The following is a 22,109-nucleotide window of genomic DNA, read 5'->3' as shown; positions in this document are numbered from 1 at the left end:
AGACAGGAGTTTGGTCATGTCGAAAAAACATAACCCCCTCAACGAAGCCATGGTCGCGCAAATTCTGCATCACTTGCGCAACGGTGAAGTGAGGCGTTGCCTTGATATGGGACTGGACCCAGAAATTCTGGCACTGCTCCAGCATCCCTCATCACAAAGTGTGTTGCTGAACTCTGCAGTTATCTGGTGCCGCGTGGCAGTTGATCCGGACATGGTGAAGCGTCTGCTGGCGAACAAGGAGCGCACTGATCAGGAAAACCGAATCGTGCAGCGCGCGCTTCGTTTGGGGGCGACGACCCCAATGCTGCAGGAGTTCTTCGGCATGTCCCCCCAAGAAGTTTCCTTGCAACGGGTACTGGTAGGTGTTCCTGGACGCCCTGGGCGATTCAGAGACATTCCCGATGACGCACCTCTGTGGCATAGGTTTGTGCAGTTGATGGAAGAGTACAACGTGGATCATACGGATGGTGTCGCATTACTTGATATCGCGATGATGCTGACGGAGGAGGTAAACGTCCCTCCTGAAGAGCCCCACATCGTGCCTCCGGATCAGATCACCCTGGGCCTCGTCTGGAACAAGATTCAAGGATGGCTGGCTCAGGACCTATACCCGACTGGCAAGAAGCGTAAATCGGCAAGCCTCGTAATGCTGGGGGAGTCTCGGCAACAGTCGAAAGCAAACGCTAATCGGAGCCGGCCGGGTCAAAGCCAGGCGAACAAGCCCGTGGGCAAGGTAGAAGGCGACCGGATGTGATAAGGATGAACCGGCGCCCTTCTCTGGGGGGAGCCATTAATGCCGCTGCCGGGGCTCTACAAAATCATCTGCTGCTCCAGCAATTAAAGCTGGCCCAACAGCAGAGCTCTGGCTCAGATAATAGAAAGTCGGTTGCTGGCTCAGATACTGAGGAGACACTCGACGGTATCGTTTTCAGTGGAAATCCACATGAGACGGTGCCGCGAAGCCTCCTGCTTGATGATCGACTTTCACCGCTTGAGCGCAATGCTTGGCAAGTCTTCAGATTGCTTATTAACGCAGATGGCATCACAGCCTTTCCGACTTATGAACAACTTCGTCCCTACCTTGGCTCCGTCCCAGGAAAATTCGCATCCAGAGAGACTGTAGCGAAGGCTCTGACAGTGCTTCGCTTGACGCGCTGGCTTAGTCTTGGACGCCGAGTAAGAGACTCTCTGAGCGGTCGAATGCAGGGAAACGTCTACATCCTGCATGACGAACCGGTCGGGTGTGTTGAGGCTATGGAGCTTGATCGCGACTACCTGTTGCTTGTAGGCCATTCCCTCGAGCATGCAAATAAAGCTGTCAGGACCGTGGCAGATTTGGCATTCAAAGAATTCGCAGCCGACCCTAATCAATCGACAGGTGTGCTGCCCACGCGACTTGATGTCATTGAGGGTAGATGGCGTAGTCAGGGTTGGCATGATGCACCGAATGCCGTGGATCGCGAAGAAAACCAGCCTGAGTTCGGAATCCGAACTCAGCAAGAAAGCCGGCCCTCAGCACTGAGTTCGGATTCCGAACTCAGTAAAATCAGCGAGAAAGCGAATCTCGATAGACCGAGTTCGGAATCCGAACTCAGTCTAAAATCAGCGTCATACGGCACAGTTCGGATTCCGAACTCATATAGTACGTATACGAATACAAATACATCTGTATGTAAAAGCTCTGTACCGCGCGAGGCTGTGAGCGCTCCAGTCGATCTACCTCCAGGGTTTGAAAGGTTTACAGAGGATCAACGCTTCAGGGCGATGACCGCATTGCAGAGCGTCGAGCCGACACTGCGAGAACCGTTACTTGATCAATGGCGCCATCGTTGCAATAGCGGTTCCGTGAAGAACCCATTCGGTTATCTATTGAGCTGCATGCAGAAAGCCCTGAGTGGGGAATTCAATGCCCAGTGGCAGGCTCCTAGAGCGTCAGCTCAAAATCCACAGGCGCACTCCCCCCAGCCGAAACATCTCAGCAACGCGCCTGATCAACCAAAGCCAACTCCCCCGCCTCCCGTCAAAAAAGTCTCGCCGCAAGATCGTGACGAGTCTTCACTGGCTGCCGGGCGCAGCTCAATGATGGACATCAAGCGGATAATTCGACCGAGATCACAGGGTTGAACAGATCAGCTGAATGCTGCAATCAATGCAAGCACTGTGATTCCACTGGAATCACTTTGAGCACCGACCACAGTGATTTCCCGGGAATCACTTCCAGCTCCAGTCTGGGTGATGCCACTGGCATCACTTTCAGCGCCGATCAGGGTGATTCCACTGGAATCACTTTGAGCACCGACCACGGTGATTCCCCGGGAATCACTTCCAGCTCCAGTCTGGGTGATGCCACTGGCATCACTTTCAGCGCCGATCAGGGTGATTCCACTGGAATCACTTTGAGCACCGACCACGGTGATTCCCCGGGAATCACTTCCAGCTCCAGTCTGGGTGATGCCACTGGCATCACTTTCAGCGCCGATCAGGGTGATTCCCCGGGAATCACTTCCAGCACCGCTCTGAGTCATTCCACACGCAAGCCCACGAAAATCAGGGTCTCCGCCAAAAAACCATTCCGATCAAGAAACGGTTTGTTACTGACCCTGAGTTATACGCGCAGGCAGTCTTGCCTCGCCCTATCAATCATTTCTTATAAAGGAAGCGCTCAGCATGGCTGACAACTTTCAGCTCAACCTCGGTTCATTGCGAAGCAGCGTCAACCTGACCCTGCACACCCACCATGCTTCGCGCCTCTGGTTTGGGCGTCAACGCACCGAAGGCAAGCCTGGCATGATCGGCCTGAGCGGCTTTGCCAACATCCTCAATCGCATCAAGCGTGGCTGTGAACAGGACGATCCTTATTCAGACTGGTTTCTGATCCTTATAGAAGAAAAGATCGAAGCCTCTGAACAGGAAATGAAAGATATCGACGCCAGGCTGGACGAAGTTATGGCCTCACTGCCGCCGATGCTTTCAATAGGTCAAAACCTATCCGTGCAGCCGGTGACACTGCCGCTGTTCCTGTCCACGCCGCTGGCGTTCAAAGCGGTCTTTTTGCTCACTGCCTACGACGAGCTCGTGCGGCGCATTCTTCTGGCCAGCCACGTCGGCCTTATAGACAACAACGCCAAAGGCCAGTGGCTCGATGAGGGGGCTGCAATCCTGCGTCGTCTTTTCGGTTTGAGTCAGCGCTGGAAGTTCTCGGGAGCAAGCCGAGATGATTTTGCGGCCAAGAACGCACGTTCCGAGCAGGCTCGTGAGATGTACGCATCGTTTGGTGAAATCCCCCAAGACATTTTGGAAGGAACTCGCAAATCAAGCTTCGCGCCGTCCCCCTCTTCGGCATCAAATGCCGCGGTCAGTGAAGACGGTGATGACGACGGCTTCGAGGAGACCATCACGCTGGGCCAGCCGCACCCTGACAAGCCTGAACCTGAGTCCGCAGAGTGACTAACGTGACGGCCAACCCCGCGCACCAGAATCAAGAGCGCCAGAGCCTGCAACAGGGTGCCTTCCAACCCCTGCAACAGGATGCCTTCGTAGCACTGCAACATGCGCCCTTCCTAAAAGGCCTTTTAAAACCTTTTAAAGGTAAGGGGGGGATGCTCCAGTTGGCAGAGTTATGCCGGTCCCTTGAAGGTGATCTGAACGCGCTGGCCGAGGATCAAGTGCTTGCCCAGGCCAACAGACATCCCTTCACTCTTCTGCCTGTTCGGATGGTCCGGCAAAGAACAAGCGCTGGCACAGTTTTTCTCCGCTGGCAGGAAATGGGAACGCGGCAGATGGGCGTCAATGTTTGGTCCAGCTTGCTGGCCGACCCCAGAACACCCGAATCACTGCTCCAGGATCTGCACTCCATGGAACAGCAACGCGTCGCTTTGAATATGCAAATAAGTCTGGTCCATACCATCGGCCGGCAGGCCGCCGAATGTGCCGAAAAGATGGCCCAGGCAGATGCCGTTTACTCAGGACGGCTGCAACAGATCTCACAATCCAGCGGCATTTCACCGCACACGTAGAAGGAGTCCTAACATGGGCACATCAGTAGACTGGGAAGGTAACCTTGGCTCTGCTCCAGAATTCAAGGAATTCCCCAACGGCAACAAAGATCCGCGCCGCTTGCTAAAGCTGAACGTTTACTTTGACAATTCAATTCCGAAAGCCGATGGATCAGGCTTTGAGGACAGAGGCGGTTTCTGGGCCAACGTAGAATATTGGCACCGCGATGCAGAACACTATGCCAACTTATTCCAAAAAGGCATGCGGGTCATGATCCAAGGTCGAGCGATCATTGATAACTGGACCAAGGACGAAAAAGAGTTCTCTGCGTTAAAGGTGCAGGCATCGCGGGTGGCCATTCTTCCGCACAGGGTGGAAATGGTCCAATTGGCCCCATCTAGGGTGACCAACCAGCAGCAGAGCGATCAGGGTTCAAGTCAGAGCTACCAGGGATCAACCCAGAGTGATCCTGCTCTGGATTTTGACGACGACATTCCTGTGTAGCCAAACCCTCTGAAAAATCGCGCCCTCTGCGTGATGCTGCTGGTGGAAACGACACTGATCTACGTTGTTCTCCATCAGCAGGCGGGTAATTCTGAATTGCTCAACCGCTGGAGCAAAAAACGCCCTTCTCGTGGATCTACTGGTGAAATGAATCTACGAATCGGGAAGCTAACTTCACGACTATTCTCTTACAGGTCGAATCCAATGAGTGACATCAACAACTTCGTTACCTATGTCATCCGCATGCCGGACGACACCGCATCAAGGACCGCCCTGACTACTGAATTGAATGAGGCGGTTATCAGGAATGGTGGGGAGTTGACCGGAACATCACTAGAGGATGAAATCACGCTCAATGAGCTGTTTGAAGCACGTATGAACGACCTGGATGTCCAAGAAGCCCGGCGGGAAGCTAGGGAGCTGGCGGCAGCTGAATACCTTGAAGATTGAAAAATTCGCCTCGTTCGTGAAGCCTTGGATGTATCCGATCTACTCCACGGGAATCCTCAGTTGTGAGAGCAGCCCCTGCAGCGACGCATGAGACTTCCGATCGGCGTCGTTTCAACAACCCTCATCATGCCGTAATGCTCGCGGGTGCTGACGCGGCGCGTAAAGGCGTCCCCTTACACGAATGCCCCTACCGGCATCCAGCCATGCGCGCATCGTGGCTAAAGGGGTTTGCCCAGGAGCAACAGCAAAGCTTCAAGTTTTGACTCAGGGCGATTAACCCACTCCCCCCACATTTACGGTTACGCATGGCGAGCGCACATCAGGTCTAGGACAGTGCTGCCTCAAGTCACTTTGAGCTCATTGATTCATGACTGCCGAGCCTATTTGCGAAACAACTTTCGTCAAAACTCTTCTCGACATTGCGAAATTCCCAGAGCGGCACCGGGCTGTTGCCAACACTTGGGCTGATCATTTCGACGTACCGGCGGAAGGACGTGACGAGTTCATACTGCACTACCTGACTCACACCTCATCAACTCGATGCTGGTGCGTTGCTCTCCATAACGATGACTCGGTTGCACGTCCAACTGTGGCGCGGCTCGGCAGGCAGCTGCAATATTTCGATGGCCAGCTGATTTCAGCTGTGCGATTTGATGAGAAGAGAAAAGTCCCCGGGCACGCACCAAGTCCGAGCCAAGCTTTGAAGCTGGCTCATCAGTTGATTAATCATGACAGCGCGGATGCACTTCTGACCTCATTCTGCAAACCAGCACGGGACCTGGCGCGGGGTGAAGCGGAACTTAGTATAAGACCGCTGGTGAAATACAATATGGGCGCGCTTAGTTCAGAGGGCCGGAACAAACGTTTCTACGCGCCACGCGGCCGCTTTTACATCACCTGTATCGGCGCGGCACTGAAGAGGTTTTGTCAGAACCTCGACCAGGAGCTGTTGCATGCAGTGCGTTCTGTGCAGTGCCCTTCTGCCAAACTTTACAACTGGCTCGCTCAAGGCGATCGCACACGTCGACTACAGGCCTTGAAAGCACAACCGGTGTTGGTGCCGGTGTTGATCGTTGGGGTTGGAATGCCGTGGCCCATGATCGCAGGTGGACTGCTGGTGGAATGCCCATGGTTCGAACTTCAGGGGTTTTGCTGCTCCTGGGAGGGTGAAACCATCATGGACGGGGCCGGGTTCGTGGGAAAGGCAGCCGACACTGGCTTGCCGCTTAACAGGGTTCTGGCATGGCTGTTCTCGGTACCGACGTCCTCGATCCGTTTCCTTGGCCAGCAGCGGGTCTACGACACCGGCAGCGCGCTCAGTCGTTTGAATTCTGAGGGCCTTGAGGCAGGCTGGGAGCATTTGATCGCGGGCTCTCTGCTAGGCAATCGTCGCCCGAGAACCAAAGCAGAATGGCGTTTTTTCTATTCGTTCAGATCAGCGATTCCATGGGAATTACTCCGACCATTGCGTGATATGAACAATCTTTTGGCGGGCTGCCCTACTGACTGGGCGGACCCCGCCTGGTCAGGCATAGCGACCAAACTTGTTGATTTCAGAGAGCTGTTCGACAATCTAGACCGCGCTGGAAGTTGCGAGGCTCGTAACACCAAGCGCCGGCTGTACGCGTTCTTAAGCGGTTTAAACTTCCGCCAAATATCCAATGTAGTCGATGCGTTCCATGGCGCACTCGCAGACATCAGAGCGGGGCTGGAGCGGGATTTCCCGCCTGAGCCATCTGACTGTTTCACAAGGTGGCCGGGGCTGCTGCTGGGCAGTGATCCAATCACCTGCAGTACGACCGGTTTGCAGATCGTCGAATTACGCTGCCCAGCAGACTTAGACCAGGAGCATCGCTCTCTGGGTCACTGCATCGACACATACGACTTCCGTGCATATTCGGGCAACTGCCGACTCTTATCCATCCGATCTGAAGGGCTGCCGCTGGCATCGGTCGAGCTCACACTCAGAACAGGCCGCAATGAGCGAGTGACTGGCGATTTTACACCTCAGCATTTGCATATCGCTCAGATTAGAGAACACGAAAACAAAACCCCAGATGCTCACTCGGCAGTGATGAACGCTTTTGAGTTATTCATGGCCGCAGTCAGAAGCGGTCGTATGCCCGTGCTCCTGGAATGGCCAAATATGGCGATGAAGATGGCGCGTTACGCTGATGAAAAATCGATGTTCAACATCCGCTTTGGGGAAGAGATCGTGGGCTGGGCTAACAGTTTGTTGGACAAGGGGCTCTGAAGATGGCATCGGCCCAATTGATGAACAAGCGTCCGGTATTGCTTCGCAAAGCCATTTTCGATGGCTACGACTTCGGGCTGTCCCTGAGTTACCTACAGGGTGCAAACAAGCTTTTGCTTCGCCGGAGGGGCTTTTTCATACGCAGGTCTGATCACCCACTGAACCAGTTTTGGCGTGTGCCCAAAGACAAGCTACTCGATGACCTCGATGTGCTCTATCGGGAGCTGGCAGAGCTCGCAGATGGCAAACACATCGAAAGCTGGCAAGCATTCAGAGACAGGATTACCTCTGCCCAGTCCGACGTGCACCGTGACGCATTCACCTGGGGGATGAAGTTCAGGCTCGCGCCGCTGGCGGAAGGCGGTGTGATCCTGTCGGGAGATTTTCATCCTGGTGCTGTAGCGATCGCCAAGCGCATGCGTGGGGTGTTCCTCTCGGCGGGCAAAGCCTGGCGAGTGCAGGGCACACCAGAATTGGTTCGCAGTAACCTGATTCTGGAACTGGGATTGGACGAAGATCAGTTCGAAATTCTGGACACGCTGCAGGAGTTGCTCGCTGACGGGTCGGTCAAGGCGGTGAATGAGGTCACCAGTATCAGTCTGGGTGGCCACTCTCCGGAGTCGACCAAAAGCGAAGAGGAAGTTTCAGATTCAGGTATCTACCTGGCATCTGTCCCATCCATCAGAAACACCGAGTTGACCAGTGCCGATATCGATAAGGCGCTGGAAGGATTCTCGCTGATGGATCATCAGCCAGCAGGAATCAAGCACCTGCTGCAGCGCACGAGCGCGCTTTTGGCCGACGACATGGGACTGGGTAAAACTCGCCAGGCTGTGATCGCCGCTGGTATACGCGCGCAAGGTAAACCGGTTCTGGTGATTGTGCTCAACAGCCTGATCATCAACTGGCAGCGTGAGATCCTGATGGTGTTTCCTCAGGCTCAAATCGCAATGCAAACTTTTGATGCGAACGCTGGCTGGATCATCGTGAACTACGAGAGGCTGGGTGATTTTGTCATGCACGCGAATCGTTTCGCGGTGATGGTCATTGACGAGGCTCACCGACTCAAGGAACCCACTGCTGCATGGACACGCCACGGCTTCGACATCGCGGCTCAGGTACAAAACCGCTACTTGTTGACGGGCACGCCTGTGCTCAATCGCGAAGCCGAGCTGCACACACTCCTCAGGCTTTCAGGCCATCCAATCGGACAACTGCCCCTCAATGAGTTCTGCGAGCGATTCGCCGGCAGTCCTGAGTTTCGCAAGACGCTTAGAGATGAGATATCCGACTGGATGCTTCGTCGCCGCAAGGATGTGCTGCCCAACCTGAAGGGGAAGCAGCGGCAGACTGTGCCGGTGATACTCAGCCAGACAGAACGTGACGAGTACAATCAGATCATGCGCAGCGACCAGCACCGATTCGCAAGGCTGGGCGCACTGCGTCAGCTGCTCGAGCGCGTGAAGGTACGGATCCTTGCGGATCTGATGGCCGAGCTGGACGTCGACGACAAGGTGATCCTCTTCTGCGAGTATCAGGAATCCGTCGCCACGTTGCGCGAGCACTGCCTCAAGTTGGGCGTCGGGTGCGTGACGTTGGTGGGAAGTGACTCGCCCAAGAAGCGCCAGAAGGCGATTGATGCTTTCCAGCAGGACCCGGACTGCAGGGTGTTCATCGGGACCAGATCGGCCGCCGGAACAGGTTACAACCTGACTGCTGCGAACTATGTCTTTTTTCTGGGGCTTCCATGGACACCGGGGCTGCAGGACCAAGCTGAGGATCGAGCCTATCGCAACGGGCAGTTGCGCATGGTTGTCGTCAAAATCCCTCTAGCTGAGGACACCATCGACCAGCAGCTGTGGCAGATGCTCATGGACAAGTGCGCCCTGGCCAGCGATCTGATCGATCCGGAAGCGGAGGAGTCGAGCAAAAAAGCCCTTGCCGAGATTCTTTAACCGGCTGTGGCAGGAGGCCATGACTTCGAGCTATGTTGCTTAGCCAAGCCGCATGGAGTCGATACATGCCATGCCCCTTCAAAGCGCGCCAAAGAAAAAGGACGATCTGAGTGCTGAAACCAATTCTGAAAGAACCCAGTGTCAACGAGAGTGAGAGGGTCCTGTCTGCCATCGTGTCAAACACGTTCTTCAGTCTCTGGTGTTATCCGAGCCTGTTCCGCTCAACAGGCAAGGGTAAGGAGTTCGCCGACCTGACGATCTATTTCAACAACACTCTCGTCATTTTCTCGGACAAAGGCCATGTCAACTTTCAGGAGCACAATGATATCCAGTTGGCCTGGAGCCGCTGGTACCGGGCTGCAGTCAAGGAGTCTGCAAAGCAGCTGCATGGGGCTGAGAGTTTGGTCAGAAACCATCCCGACAAGCTCTTTCTCAACAGTAAGCTGGAGGATCCGTTCCCGTTCGATTTGACTAAACCAGGGTTGAAGATCCATCTGGTAGCGGTCACTGGCGGGATTGGTCAGCACGCCCAGCGGTACTATGATTCACAAGGGGCCGGTAGTAGAGGAACACTTGTGTATAGCTACGAGGCAGCTGAAGATTATTTGCTGGAGAAGCCGTTTCTAGTAGGGGATGTCGATCCACGAAAAACATTCGTCCACGTACTCGATGAAAGCGGTCTGAAGCTCCTGTTTGAGGAGCTCTGTACACCGGAAGATTTCATCCACTTCCTAGACACAAAGGAACGGGTTATCAGAAGAGGAGCCTTCTTATCCAGCGCTGGGGAGGAGGAGACGCTCGCGTCGTATTTGCAAGAAGAAAGTGAACACGGCTTCGGCGATCTCAGGGTAACAGCTGGCTATGAAGGCCACTGCTTCAGGATCCCAGAAGGGGAATGGAAATATTACAGGCAGACTGTTGCATACGCGCTCCGCCATGCCCACAAGAAAAACGCAAAGCTCTGGAACCAGATCATTTCTCGGTTCGCTGATGCCATTACTGATGCATGTGTGGGAGAGGCCAAGGATGTTCCTTTGCTTGGGCATTCAGATGCTCTTCAAATCCTGGCTTCTGAGAACCTGTATTCAAGCAGCTTTCTAGCATCTTCCTTGTTCGAGAAGTTCAACCAGGTGCCCAAAGGCATGCGCTCTGCGCGAACAGCACCGTCCACTGCCAAGCCAGACCGTTTGTACATATTCCTGTTCTTCCCTTGGGATGACAGCTTTGCGTCATATCAGGAATACCGTGAGGCACGGAGGGATTGCATGCAATTGTACGCAAGCGTGGCGATGTACAAATATCAGAAGGCGAAGGAAATATTGATTTTCGGAGCTGACACAAAAGGCAGCCAAGTTGCATCTGAGACAATCATCGCCGTTGATGCGAGTGTTCCCCTCACAAGCGAGGGCCGAAAGATGGCTCAGCATGCAATGAAGACCTTACACATCCTCGATCACGTTTCAGAAAGAGTGATCCAAACATCCAACTCTGGCGCGGATCTCGGACGTAATGACCCGTGTCCGTGTGGATCGAAGAAAAAATACAAAAAGTGCTGCATGGTTACCGGCATGCATTGAGCTGTGGAGTTGTCGCGTAATTGAGGACCGCTTCCGTCCTCATGCATCTCTACCATGGATAACCTGAATCGATCCGTTAAGGGTTTAGCAGTGCTTTGCAACCTGAGCGCTGGCACCTTGGCCACCATCAAGAAATGGGGTCAAGGCACACATGATCAGGCAGCTTTCCACACTTTCCATACTCGCGCTGTTCGCCGGATGCACGTCTGTTGCGGACAAACCGGTTGGACCAGCTTTCGACAGCAGTCAGAATCCTGAACTGCTGTCGCCAGACCTGTATTCAAGTGGCGCAAAGTCCGGTCAGGAGCCGATGGTCCGCTACGGTCGATACGCCCTGGTGAATACTGCTCCAGAGGCCGAACAGCGGGACCTGATGGCCCAGATCATCGATGTCAGCATTCCGGCCAATATGCACCCGTCCGTCCAGGATGCGATGCAGTACGTGGTCAGCCGCTCAGGCTACACCTTGTGCCCACCGAGCACCGGTCACGTAAACATCTTGTTCACACGCCCTCTTCCTGCTGCCCAGTACAAGCTAGGGCCAATGAGCCTGCGCAACACTCTGCAGGTACTGGCCGGTCCGGCATGGCAGGTCAAGGTCAACGAAGTAACGCGCGGTGTGTGTTTTGTACTGCGGCCAGGTTACCAACTGCCGGAGACGTCTAAGCCCGTGGCACTGGCTCAACCTGCGCAACCGGCCAGCACTGGATCAACCTCGGTAGCCAGCACCTCCCCTGCCGTTACCGTTGTAACTGCCCCGGCAACCGGAACCCCATTCAGCAAGGACACATCGCCTGCAGGGCAACCGCAAACCACGGTCGTCACGCAGGCAAAAGCGCAACCAGCTGCATCCATCAGCACCCCAGCCAAGGAAGGCACCCCTACACAGCAAAAGCCGACTCCTGTGAGCGCGGCTCCGGCGAAGGCCATATCTCAGACCACCGTCACCAAGAGCATCGCTTCGACCAGCCAGGCTCCGATGAAACCTGAACCAGCAGCGAAACCCGTAGCAACCGTTGCGCCACAGCAAACGTGGAATGCGCCTGTGGGCAGTACCTTGCGTCAATCGGTCGAGGATTGGGCCAAACGGGCCGGCTGGCAGGTGATCTGGGTGCCGGAAGACCTGGACTACCCCATCGAAGCACCGTTGAGTTTTACAGGCTCTTTCAGCTCGGCGGTCAGGCAGATATTCCCTCTGTACGACAACGCCAAACGGTCCTTTGTGGTGGACGGTAATGAGGGCAATGGTCAGCAGGTTCTGCACGTATCGGAGAGGAAAAAATGAGCATGCCCTTCATGCGTCAGACCGCTCTGAGTCTCGCTGTTCTAACGGCATCAGCATGCTCAGTGCAACGGGTGGATGAAGCCGCTGCACGGGCAGAGGCTACCGCCGATTCTGCCGGCCGTTACGCGGCTATCCAGCGTAACAAGCAGCAACAGGAACGTCGGGACACAGTGATATTCAGCGACAAACCCTGGGTTTCAACGCAGCCAGTTGTTGCGAGACGAGGCATCCCCACCAAGTATGACTGTGAGGTCGCATATAGGCCTGCTGGCAGTGTCGGAATTGCTGAAATTGCCCAGTACATTTCCAGACAGTGCGGGATCCCTGTCCTGGTCTCGCCGGATGCGCTCAATCCTGGCCTGCTGAACGCTAATGCACCTGCACAGGGCAACAATGCGCCTCCAATCAGCACGGCCCCCAACCCTGATAGCCTGGCCGGGTTGCTGCCTGCAGGTATTACGGGCGGCTCCAACCTGGCGCAGGCCTCTCAGGGGAGAAGTTCTGACTTCGCATCCATGCTGACACCGAACCTCGTCAGTGGGTTGCGCTTCACAGGGAAAGCCTCGGGTCTGCTGGATGAGGTCACCGCGCGGCTGGGACTCACCTATCGATTCAATCCCACCTCACGGTCAGTGCAGGTCAGCTATTTCGACACCAAGGTGTTTGACGTCTACGCATTTGGAGACGTGCAGGAAATCAAAAGCACCGTCAGATCCGGTATGACCACCTCCTCAGGTTCGGGAAGTGGTTCGTCGAGCGGATCATCGTCAGGTAGCAGTTCCTCAGGCGTTTCGGGTGACTCGGGCAGCAACCAGAGCACTACAGTCACTCTCAACACATCGATCCTGACTGACATCCAGAGCAACGTGAGGGCAATGCTGAGTACCTCGCCGCCTGGTCGCATGTATCTGTCACCGTCGACCGGGACGTTGACCGTGACTGACCGGCCCGACGTGCTTTCGAACGTTGAGACCTATCTGGCCAAGACCAACCACGCGATCACCCAACAAGTGCTGTTCAATGTGAAGGTGTTTGAGGCGACGCTGACCGACACCGATCAGCTGGCTTTGAACTGGGCGGCCGTCTACAACTCGCTGAGCACAAAGTGGGGCCTGTCTCTCTCGAATACTGTGCCAGGCATCAGCTCCAGCGCAATCTCGGGCTCTGTTGGCATTGTCGATACGGCCAACTCTGCCTGGGCAGGTTCGAACGCGATCATCCAGGCAATCGCAGAGCAGGCCCGGATCTCGAATGTTCGATCGCCGTCTGTGACCACATTGAATCTGCAGCCTGCTCCGCTGCAGATCGGCAACGTCCAAGGCTACATCCCATCGGTTCAGACCAACACCACGGCGTCAGTGGGCTCCAGCACGGCAATTACTCCGGGCACTATCACCTCTGGCTTCAACATGACACTGCAGCCTCGCTTGATGGACGATGACGAGATGTTGCTCATGGTATCGATCAATATGAGCTCCAAACCTACCTTCGAGCCATTCACGAGCAACGGCTCCAGCGTCCAGATCCCCAACTACGATGCGAAAAGTTTGTCACCGAAGGTGAAGCTGCGCAGCGGTCAGACATTGATCCTGTCGGGCTTTGAGGAGCTCAGCGACAACACGGACAAGATCGGCACAGGTTCCCCCGGATTCTTCGGGCTTGGAGGTGGGCGTAAGCGCACCTCGTCAAAAAGCGTTCTGGTAGTGCTGATCACCCCGATTGTGACCAACTGACATGGCGAACCTGTTCTCTCTGATACGAAAGCGCGCTACTCGCCCCCCAACGCCCAGCGATGGCAAAGTTCAGATTCTGACTTATCACGGACGATCTTTCGTTACAGGCCTGCTGTGGCACCCGTTGGGTAGCCTTACCGGCTACATGAAGGAAGCACGCCAGTTTGGTCGCACCCAGCAAATGGACATCGTGGCCATCAGGCATACCGAGTCGGTGATTCAGGCTGGATTTGTTTCGCAGAATGACGGTGCAGTCAAAGGTATGTATTCCCTTGCAGCTGCACTCGCCGGGCAGCTGGGCGCATCGTGGCTGGCTGCCTGGAAGATCGAGGACGCCGAGGATAGATACGCCTTGGTCGCAGTGTACCGAGGTGCGGTCATACCCGGTGCAGACCTGGTAGGCAGCAGTGAGGAAATAAAAAAGAAGGTGGCTCAGCAACTGAGCCGCTCGATGAGCTTCGACAAGATTTTTCTCCCCCCGGAGTTTGGTCGCGGTGGCGAACAATTCGACCCTGAAGCATTGTTGCAGCCATCAAATCTCAAGCGCGAATACAAACTGACACCGCTGGCATTCGGCCTGTCCAGACAGGAACTGCTGAAAGCCGGGGTGATTGGTGCCTTGGTCGTGGCCGGCCTGATTGGGTGGCACCAGTGGAATGAACATAAGCTGCAACTTGCTCGTCAGGCGCAGCAAGCGGCAGAAGCTGCAAGGCAAGCCGAATTGGATGCCCTGAACCAGCGAACAAACTCCCCAGTTGTGATCGAGGCGCTTGTACATCCGTGGGTAAAACAGCCTTCTGTCCCAGTATTTCTTAGAGGCTGTAACGGCGCAATTGACCAGTTACCACCGGCAATCGAAGGATGGCTATTCGTCTCAGCTAAATGCGACGGAACGCTGATGTCAGCCAACTACAACCGGACCGGCAACAGCACCACGCTCGCTTTCAGCGCCGCTACGGCGGGCTACTTTGCAGATACGCCCGCGTTCTACGACGAAGGCAACATGGCCGCGGTGAAGCTCACCTTCGAGCTGCCGCTGGCGGGTGATGACGTTCTGAACCCGGCAACGCAGGCCTTGGACAGCATCACTTCATGGCTGCAAGCCCAGAACGTCCAGCCCAAGATCACGGAAGTACCTGTGACGGTTGTCCAGCCACCAGCTTTGCCTGGCCAGCCAGCCCCTCCACCACCACCGCCTCCGGATTATCGACACTTCGAGATCCGCTACACGAGCCTGTTACCGCCAGCGACTGTTCTTCAAGGCGTGGAAAGCACGGGCATGCGCCTGCGTGAAATCAAAACCGACTTTCAAGACGGCAAATTAACCTGGAACGTCATAGGTGACCTCTATGTGCATTAACCCTCGCGCCTCCATTCTGATGACGTTTCTATTGTCCTGCGTGGCTGCCGGCAACATGGCCGTCGCTGCCGACCCATCTCCCACCGACCTGAGCCGGATCAACATTGGTGAGTTGTCCCAGGTGCAGAGTGAAACCCTGCTCTTCACAGCACAGGCGGCGCGGGCTCGTGCCAAGGAAGACATCGTAAACGGAGCCAAAACAACCACGTCTGTGCCGGTTCAGACTACGCAGAACGCTTACACGACGCCCGCCCCGGCCAGCAACAGCACACCGCAGTTGCCGGTGGTCAAGACCGTGTTCAGGATGAATAACGCTCTGTATGCAACGTTACTGTACGGAAGTGGTTTCGAGGTCGATGCATCTGTTGGTAATGCTGAGCTGCCAGGAGGATTCAAGGTAATCAGCGTGTCACTCGACAGCGTGGTACTGGGCCATGACGGACGCCGATATCCATTAGGTTTCTCGACCCGGGCACCAAGTGGCTCGGTTGACGCGCCCCAAATGTCACTGCAGACACTCAAGCCTGTAGCTCCGGGGCAGCCCTCGGCTATGAGTCCGCTGTCCAGCATGTCGCAGGAGTTTCAGCGATGAGCGGCGCGGTACGAATTGAGCCAGACATTGAGGCTGATCCGTTGGCACGCCAGGTCGCCCGGCCGACCGCAGTCGTGCAACCGATCACCATTGCCATGCAATCTGACGTGGTCGGAACCGTCCTGACTGCGGAGGGAAATCGGTGGGGGGACATCACCAGCGAGTTGCGTCAGCTCGTTGCCTTGTTAGCACCTGCCCCAGAGGCTGAAGAAGCAGAATTGCTCGTGTCGTCTCAGCACATGCACGACCCTTATGTGATGGCATTTATGGACCGCCTGGACCGAGCCGGCGTGCCGTTTCAGACCATCAGCAGCACGCTCAGCGACATCAAGTCTCTGTATCAGAATGCGGGTAAAGCTTTCGCCGGATCTATAGACAGTACCCAGCGTCAACAAGAGGTGATTCGTATCATCGGCGCGGCCCATGCACGACGTGCTTCCGACGTTCACTTCATCGTTGGCCACGAAATCACCTACATCAAGTTTCGTGAGGACGGTCTCTTGCGGGAGTACGGGCAGATCCAGAGCGCCGTAGGAAACGAGCTCTGTTCTTCACTTTTCAACTCAATGTGTGACGTCAAATCTGAGGGCTACTATCAACCGGAACTGAAACAAGATGCGCGCATGGCTCGCACCTTCCTCGATCAATTGGGACTGTCAGGGGCCCGTGTAGCAACCCGCCCTCTCGTCGAAGGGCCTTTAATGGTGCTGCGACTGATTTATGACGATCAGGAGAAACAGTCCGTCGACGATCTGGGGTTTCTGCCAGAACAGAATTTGCTGTTCAAGCGGCTGAGAAGTCTTCCTTACGGCGTGATCATATTGACCGGTCCGACTGGATCAGGGAAATCGAAGTCGCTCCAGGTGCAGATCAACCTTCTGGCTGAAGAGTGCAAAGGCACAAAACATATCCTGACCGTTGAGGACCCGCCCGAATATCCGATGCGTGCAAATCAGTCCCCTCTTGGCAGCAATGAGTCATGGGGAGAATCCATTACAAACTCCGTGCGACTCGACCCCGACATACTGATGTATGGGGAGATTCGAGACCTTGAATCAGCTCAGGGGGCACTGCGAGGGGGGATGACCGGCCACCTGGTTTTATCGACTCTGCACACCAACAACGCTGTAGCAGCAATTCCTCGCCTGATCGACATGGGGGCTGATACAAGCCTGGTCACCGACCCAACACTCATTGTCGGCCTTATCAACCAGTCACTGCTGCCAACGCTGTGCAAGAAGTGTCGCGTGCCTGCGCGCAGCCAGATCAGTACCTTGGATCCGCAGCTGGTCGAGCGGCTCGAAAAGATGACCGTGCTGGATCAGGTCTATCTGGCTGGGCCGGGTTGCTCTCTATGCCGTGACGGGGTAAACGGCAGGGCCGCTGTCGCCGAGATTCTTCTCCCGACCCACCGGTTCATGGAGGAGATCCGAAAAAATGGCCCAAGCGCTGCGCGCCAGTATTGGGTCAAGCACATGGGTGGTATCACGAAGGTTGCCCACACGCTCATCAAGATAAATACAGGACTGATTGACCCGCGCATGGCAGAGGCCGTAGTCGGTCCATTGGATTTTGACAGCTACATGCTGGATGCCGAAGCGCCTGAGGCAGAAGTCCATGCTCAGTAAGGTGATGGATGCCTGGTCTGGGCTTGTAGATGGCTTTTACAGGAACCAGTTTGGAGGCAATGAGCGGATCCGGCTTTACGAGAGCATGACCGCTCTGCTCGAGAACGGGGTGCCGCTCGACCTGGCCCTTGATCGTATTGGATCGATCTACAGTGATGGAGGACGACGTGCTCGACATCCGATCGCGCTTGCCAGCTATGGCATAGGCAAAGCTGTGGACGGCGGCAAGACGCTGGCCCAGGCCTGCCTTAACTGGGTGCCTTATCAGGAGCACGCCGTTATCAGCGCCGGCGAGAAATCAGGGAACTTGATCCAGGCATTCAGCGACTGCGTGCGGATCATCGAAGCTCGGCAAAAAGTGATGAAGCTGGTGGTCTCAACGGCCTCGTACCCGGTTTTTGTCTGGAGCCTGATGGCCTACTTGCTGAACGTAATCGCCACCCGGGTGGTGCCGGCCATGAGCCGCTCATCCAACCCAGAAGCCTGGTCCGGCGCACCCATGGTTCTGCACATGATCGCCACCTTTGTGACTAACTGGGGACTTCTGACTTTGTGCCTTGTGGTAGTCCTGGTTGTCACCAGTGTCGTCACTCTGCCTTACTTCCGTGGCCCTTGGCGGACAAGGCTGGAGATCTTGCCTCCCTGGTCAATCTACAAAGCGCTCCACGGCTCAACGTTCCTCCTCAATATCGCGGTCATGCTGCGAGCAAACATCGATCCGCTCGGAGCGTTGGACACGTTAAAGCGTGGGGCAAATCCGTGGCTGCGTGAACGCCTGGAAGCCGCCCACTACGGGGTTCGGATGGGTAAAAACTTTGGGGAGGCTTTAGATCTTTCCGGGCATGAATTCCCAGACCACGAAGCGATTCAATTTCTGATTGTTCTCTCCACTACGCAGAGCTTCTCGGCTGCAGTGCACCGCTACAGCCTTCGCTGGTTGGAGATATCACTGAAACAGGTCGAGCGTTACGCAAAGACACTGTCCCTCGTATCCATGGTTCTGATCGGCCTGTTGATGATTCTGGTCATGGTCGGGGCCTACAGCATGACCGGCAATGCCACACAAGGCATGACGCACTGAGCACTACACCCGTTACCCACATACCCAGGACCACACACATGCAAAACACCACTCACTCCGCTCGGGCGAACCAGATCGGTTATATCTCGATTGAATTGCTCTTCGTTCTCATCGTTATCCTGATCGGGATGGGCTACGCCCTTTACAACGGTTGGGGCGCGATGGGCAGTTCGGACGTCAACAACGAACAGGGTAACGTCGGTCAATTGATCGCGAACACTCGCAAGCTCAAAGGCAGTACCGGTTACGGAGCGTCAGGGACCGATCTGATCGCCCAGCTCAGCTCGATACGTGGCCTGCCCAATATGTCGTTCTCCAGCGGCAAGCTCTACAACGCCTGGAGTGGCCAGGTCACTGTGGTTGCCAACGGGATGACATTCACCGTGACCGAGGCCGGTTTGCCCCAAGATGCCTGTGTGACACTGGCCACGAAGATTGGACGCGGGCAGAAGGTCACCACCTCTATCAATGGCGGCACAGCTGTGAACGGCGAGGTGAGTTCAGCTGCTGCCACCAGTGGCTGCTCTACTGATAGCAACACGTTGGCTTGGACGGCCTACTGAGCATGAACCCAATTATCGACACGCCTTTTAGTGACCTCTACTTGGGGCCGGATTTTACGGACGTAAAAGGCCTGGATGGCCAGAGCGGACGTGTCGAGGCTCCGGAAAACTGGAAAGAAAGCGCCCTGCTATTACGGGAGGAATGCGCAAAGCATTTTGAAGTGCATCAGGATCCTGAGTTCTCGTTGATCAAAGAAGGAACGGTGCTTCGCGTCACTCAGATACCCGATGCCTTTGGCCAGGCCGTGTTCGTACTGCGCAGATCAAATGCGCAGGTCCGGCAGTTCGACCAATTGGGTTTTCCTGAAGACCTTGTCGAATCGCTGCTTACGAAGCAGGTGCGCGGCCTGGTGATTTTTTGCGGCGAGATTTGCACCGGTAAGACGTCAAGCGCAGCTTCGCTGATCATCGCCAGGCTAAATGCGTGCGGTGGAATCGCGTTGGCTGCAGAGGATCCAGCTGAGACAGATTTGAACGGTCGTCACGGACCTGGTCGTTGCATCCAGATGCAGGTTTCGAGACGCAATGGCGGGTATGAGGAGGCTTTGATGAGAGGCCTCCGCTCTGGCGCGGACATGATGCTTATCGGTGAGATCAGAGACACCCCCACGGCAGTTCAGGCAGTGCGAGCGGCAATCAATGGCCTGTTCATCATCACCACAGTTCACGCGGGAACAGTACCGCAGGCGATCGAGCGAGTAGCGACTCTTGCGGAGCCGGCCATCAGCAACGTCCGATCAATTCTGTCACAGGGTTTGGTAGCTGTAGCTGCGCTTGCCCTCGAAGGTGAAGGCGAAATGCGACATCTGAAGATCCAGAGCCTTTCACTGACTGGACCTGACGGCCCTGGTATTCGCGAGAAGATCCGTTCGAATCAGATCGCGATGCTTAGCCAGGATGTGGATCAACAATCGAACAGGAGCCTCTGGGGATGAATGTTCTCAAGCATGGCCAGACCAGAAAGAATGGTTTTGTGGTGATCGAGCTGCTCTTCGGCCTGATCATTTTCGCCATTGCGTCGGCCATAGGCGTCTCGCTGATGGCCGACAGGATGGATGCGCAGAACTATCAAATCGCAGCTCAGCAACAGCAGCAGATCGCAGAGGCCGCTTCTAAATACTTGAAGGACAATTTCGCAACGGTCTATGGATCGGCGGGCACAACCACGCCTGCGACGATTACCCCTCAGATGCTACGCAACACCAACTATCTGCCAGCCAGCTTCAGTGACACAAATGCATTCGGTCAAAGCTTCGTGGTGCTTGCTCGAAGGGTCAACGTCAACCAGCTCGAATCCATCGTGATCACTACCGGTGGCCAGGCTATCGATGAGATCGGTACCCGGACGATTGCGGAAAATATGGGTGCGCCGGGTGGCTTCATCCCGTTCAACAACACCGGCGTTATCCAAGGAGTACGAGGCGGCTGGCAACTTGCGCTGAGCAACTATGGGATCAACCCAGGCGTTGGCCACACTGCGAGTGCCTTGTTTCTCCAGGATGGCACGCTCTCCAACGACTACCTGTACCGCAACGCCATCCCAGGAAAGCCTGAACTCAATCGCATGAACACGGCGCTCAGTATGGGAGGAAACAATGTCAACGATGTGGCTGCATTGAACGCCTCTGGAACAGTGACGGTTGGAGGTAATGTCGACACTGCTGGGTCAGTCAACGCCGTTGGCAATGTGAGTGCCTCGGGATCTGTCACAGCCCAGGGGAATGTGAGTGCGTCGGGGAGCGTCACAGCCCAGAGCAACGTCATCGCTGCAGGTGATGTATACGCGCAGTCGGTGAATGCCTCGGCCAACCTCACGGGGGCGGCTGCCCGCATATCAGGCGAGACTGTCACAGGCGGTTGGTTTCGCACTCAGGGCGACACCGGCTGGTACAGCGAAAAATGGGGTGGTGGCTGGTACATGAGTGACTCGGACTGGGTTCGGGTCTACGGCGACAAGAACCTCTACACAGCCGGGAACATCCGGGGTGGGACAGTGACTTCGGAAGGTCGCGCGACCGTCGGTGAATACCTGCAGCTGAATGGCGTTGCAACTGCCGGCACTGCCTGTGCTGCAAACGGTATGGTTGGTCGAACCAGTACGGGTCGATCCCTTTCTTGTGATAACCAGGTCTGGGTGGTGAACGGTTCCAGTGCCCCTACCTGCACGGCAAAAACCATCCCCGGCTACGACGCAAACGACGTCACTACCTACGCTTGCCCAGTCGGCTACACAAAAGTTGGTTGGGACACGGCCGGCTCAGGCCAACGATTCAGCAGTACCCCAGGAATCGTGGTCGGCCAGAACGATTACGCCACCATTTTCTGTTGTCAGTTCTGACCAGGCTCATAACTGTCATCGAGGACGTAGAGTGAACATTTACTGGCTTGCAATGGTGGTGATTACAGCAGTGCTCGGAATGGTTTATGAGAAGTCACACCAGGCAGAACAGAGCTCCCAGACCGTAGAAATCTCCTTGATTGCTCATAACGTCCTCGTCTACAGAAATGCCTTGGCCGAGTATGCCTACGCTCACAAAGCTGCATCAGGAACGGTGGCCGATAACCAGTTGGCACTGCCCACCTGGTACGCGCGTTACCCTGGGGTGGAGGGAGTGATCGATGCTGGACGAAGTTACGCGTTCGTCGGATCCCCTCCTCCCGGTCTTGTTTCAGAGATGATCAATTTGACTGGGGGGTCGCTGGCCATCGGAACGGCGTCGTCTGGCAGCCTTGTCACCCCGTCATCTGGTAACGTGGGGGTCGCACTGCCGGCGACAGTACCCAACGGCGCAGCCGTGGCGTACCAATGAGTCAATTGACGGATCGTCACAGATGCGAACAGAAAGGCAGCAGGGGCGCATGCCCCTGCTGGTGTTGCTTAGACTTGTTGAATTAGTCGAATCAGACGAATAGACCAGTAAACGGTCTGCAGCGCTCTAATCAACTCTTCAGGTATGAATCGCAGCATGGCGATGTCCTCGCAGAGTGAATGGGATCAGGATTAGGCTCCTGACATATCCACACGACAGCGAGTAAACCCCCTAGAGGAGTTGACGCAGAGGGTTACCAGCAATACTCTGAGACTTCCTAGGTCCCGTTGTATGCGTCATGTGTTGCACCGATGTTAAACG

21 protein-coding genes are annotated in these 22,109 nt (G+C 55.5%); 20 read left to right on the top strand and 1 reads right to left on the bottom strand.

What is annotated here, in order from left to right; genetic code table 11:
* Window positions 1-16 precede the first annotated feature (16 nt).
* Window positions 17-754, top strand: a complete 738-nt coding sequence (locus JOE39_RS01230; protein WP_003317582.1) for a DUF2857 domain-containing protein — start codon at window positions 17-19, stop codon at window positions 752-754.
* Between the two features lie 5 nt (window positions 755-759).
* Window positions 760-2,124 carry an STY4528 family pathogenicity island replication protein gene (locus tag JOE39_RS01225; RefSeq protein WP_161937021.1) on the top strand — a complete coding sequence of 455 codons (1,365 nt, stop codon included), beginning with the start codon at window positions 760-762 and terminating at the stop codon, window positions 2,122-2,124.
* A 5-nt stretch (window positions 2,125-2,129) separates the two neighbouring features.
* On the opposite strand, the gene JOE39_RS01220 is transcribed toward JOE39_RS01225, so the two are convergent.
* Window positions 2,130-2,525, bottom strand: coding sequence for a mucin 17-like protein (locus JOE39_RS01220; protein WP_210078029.1), 396 nt, complete (start codon window positions 2,523-2,525; stop codon window positions 2,130-2,132).
* A 142-nt stretch (window positions 2,526-2,667) separates the two neighbouring features.
* Here JOE39_RS01220 and JOE39_RS01215 point away from each other — a divergent pair, with 142 nt between their 5' ends.
* From JOE39_RS01215 to JOE39_RS01130, 18 genes are all read left to right on the top strand, one after another.
* Entirely contained in the window at window positions 2,668-3,447 is a 780-nt protein-coding gene (locus JOE39_RS01215) for a PFL_4669 family integrating conjugative element protein (RefSeq protein ID WP_003424989.1), read from the top strand.
* A complete protein-coding gene (locus JOE39_RS01210) occupies window positions 3,444-4,016 on the top strand; it encodes a DUF3158 family protein (RefSeq protein WP_003317580.1) in 573 nt (190 codons plus the stop codon). Before JOE39_RS01215 ends, JOE39_RS01210 begins: the two co-directional genes overlap by 4 nt.
* 13 nt (window positions 4,017-4,029) lie before the next feature.
* Window positions 4,030-4,500, top strand: a complete 471-nt coding sequence (locus JOE39_RS01205; RefSeq protein ID WP_003317579.1) for a single-stranded DNA-binding protein — start codon at window positions 4,030-4,032, stop codon at window positions 4,498-4,500.
* A 204-nt stretch (window positions 4,501-4,704) separates the two neighbouring features.
* Window positions 4,705-4,950, top strand: a complete 246-nt coding sequence (locus JOE39_RS01200; RefSeq protein WP_016567505.1) for a hypothetical protein — start codon at window positions 4,705-4,707, stop codon at window positions 4,948-4,950.
* Between the two features lie 62 nt (window positions 4,951-5,012).
* Window positions 5,013-5,213, top strand: coding sequence for a CrpP family ICE-associated protein (locus JOE39_RS01195; protein WP_080231810.1), 201 nt, complete (start codon window positions 5,013-5,015; stop codon window positions 5,211-5,213).
* A gap of 104 nt (window positions 5,214-5,317) precedes the next feature.
* Window positions 5,318-7,204: a hypothetical protein gene (locus tag JOE39_RS01190; RefSeq protein ID WP_058444039.1), complete on the top strand. Its 1,887-nt coding sequence runs from the start codon at window positions 5,318-5,320 to the stop codon at window positions 7,202-7,204.
* A gap of 2 nt (window positions 7,205-7,206) precedes the next feature.
* Window positions 7,207-9,159 carry a DEAD/DEAH box helicase gene (locus JOE39_RS01185; protein WP_210078031.1) on the top strand — a complete coding sequence of 651 codons (1,953 nt, stop codon included), beginning with the start codon at window positions 7,207-7,209 and terminating at the stop codon, window positions 9,157-9,159.
* A gap of 110 nt (window positions 9,160-9,269) precedes the next feature.
* Window positions 9,270-10,736 (top strand): SEC-C domain-containing protein, encoded by a 1,467-nt coding sequence (locus JOE39_RS01180; protein ID WP_210078033.1) that lies wholly within the window; start codon window positions 9,270-9,272, stop codon window positions 10,734-10,736.
* A 151-nt stretch (window positions 10,737-10,887) separates the two neighbouring features.
* Entirely contained in the window at window positions 10,888-12,021 is a 1,134-nt protein-coding gene (locus JOE39_RS01175) for a TcpQ domain-containing protein (protein ID WP_074952344.1), read from the top strand.
* Window positions 12,018-13,754, top strand: a complete 1,737-nt coding sequence (locus JOE39_RS01170) for a PilN family type IVB pilus formation outer membrane protein (RefSeq protein ID WP_011267069.1) — start codon at window positions 12,018-12,020, stop codon at window positions 13,752-13,754. The genes JOE39_RS01175 and JOE39_RS01170 overlap by 4 nt, the downstream gene beginning before the upstream one ends.
* Before the next feature lies 1 nt (window position 13,755).
* Entirely contained in the window at window positions 13,756-15,114 is a 1,359-nt protein-coding gene (pilO2, locus tag JOE39_RS01165; protein WP_099266532.1) for a type 4b pilus protein PilO2, read from the top strand.
* Window positions 15,104-15,706 carry a type IV pilus biogenesis protein PilP gene (pilP, locus tag JOE39_RS01160; protein WP_003317569.1) on the top strand — a complete coding sequence of 201 codons (603 nt, stop codon included), beginning with the start codon at window positions 15,104-15,106 and terminating at the stop codon, window positions 15,704-15,706. Before pilO2 ends, pilP begins: the two co-directional genes overlap by 11 nt.
* Entirely contained in the window at window positions 15,703-17,334 is a 1,632-nt protein-coding gene (locus tag JOE39_RS01155) for an ATPase, T2SS/T4P/T4SS family (protein WP_011267067.1), read from the top strand. The genes pilP and JOE39_RS01155 overlap by 4 nt, the downstream gene beginning before the upstream one ends.
* A complete protein-coding gene (locus JOE39_RS01150) occupies window positions 17,324-18,415 on the top strand; it encodes a type II secretion system F family protein (protein ID WP_003348930.1) in 1,092 nt (363 codons plus the stop codon). The genes JOE39_RS01155 and JOE39_RS01150 overlap by 11 nt, the downstream gene beginning before the upstream one ends.
* A 38-nt stretch (window positions 18,416-18,453) precedes the next feature.
* Window positions 18,454-18,978, top strand: coding sequence for a type 4 pilus major pilin (locus tag JOE39_RS01145; RefSeq protein WP_003317566.1), 525 nt, complete (start codon window positions 18,454-18,456; stop codon window positions 18,976-18,978).
* A 2-nt stretch (window positions 18,979-18,980) separates the two neighbouring features.
* Window positions 18,981-19,913, top strand: a complete 933-nt coding sequence (locus JOE39_RS01140) for an ATPase, T2SS/T4P/T4SS family (protein ID WP_003425013.1) — start codon at window positions 18,981-18,983, stop codon at window positions 19,911-19,913.
* Entirely contained in the window at window positions 19,910-21,316 is a 1,407-nt protein-coding gene (pilV, locus tag JOE39_RS01135; protein ID WP_003425014.1) for a shufflon system plasmid conjugative transfer pilus tip adhesin PilV, read from the top strand. The genes JOE39_RS01140 and pilV overlap by 4 nt, the downstream gene beginning before the upstream one ends.
* 31 nt (window positions 21,317-21,347) lie before the next feature.
* Complete coding sequence (locus JOE39_RS01130) at window positions 21,348-21,788, top strand: type IV pilus biogenesis protein PilM (RefSeq protein ID WP_003425016.1); 441 nt, start codon at window positions 21,348-21,350, stop codon at window positions 21,786-21,788.
* The last annotated feature ends 321 nt before the right edge of the window (window positions 21,789-22,109 follow it).

The organism is Pseudomonas sp. PvP100 (genome assembly GCF_017833055.1).
Lineage (GTDB): Bacteria > Pseudomonadota > Gammaproteobacteria > Pseudomonadales > Pseudomonadaceae > Aquipseudomonas > Aquipseudomonas syringae.
This window is presented reverse-complemented; position numbering and strand designations above follow the sequence as displayed.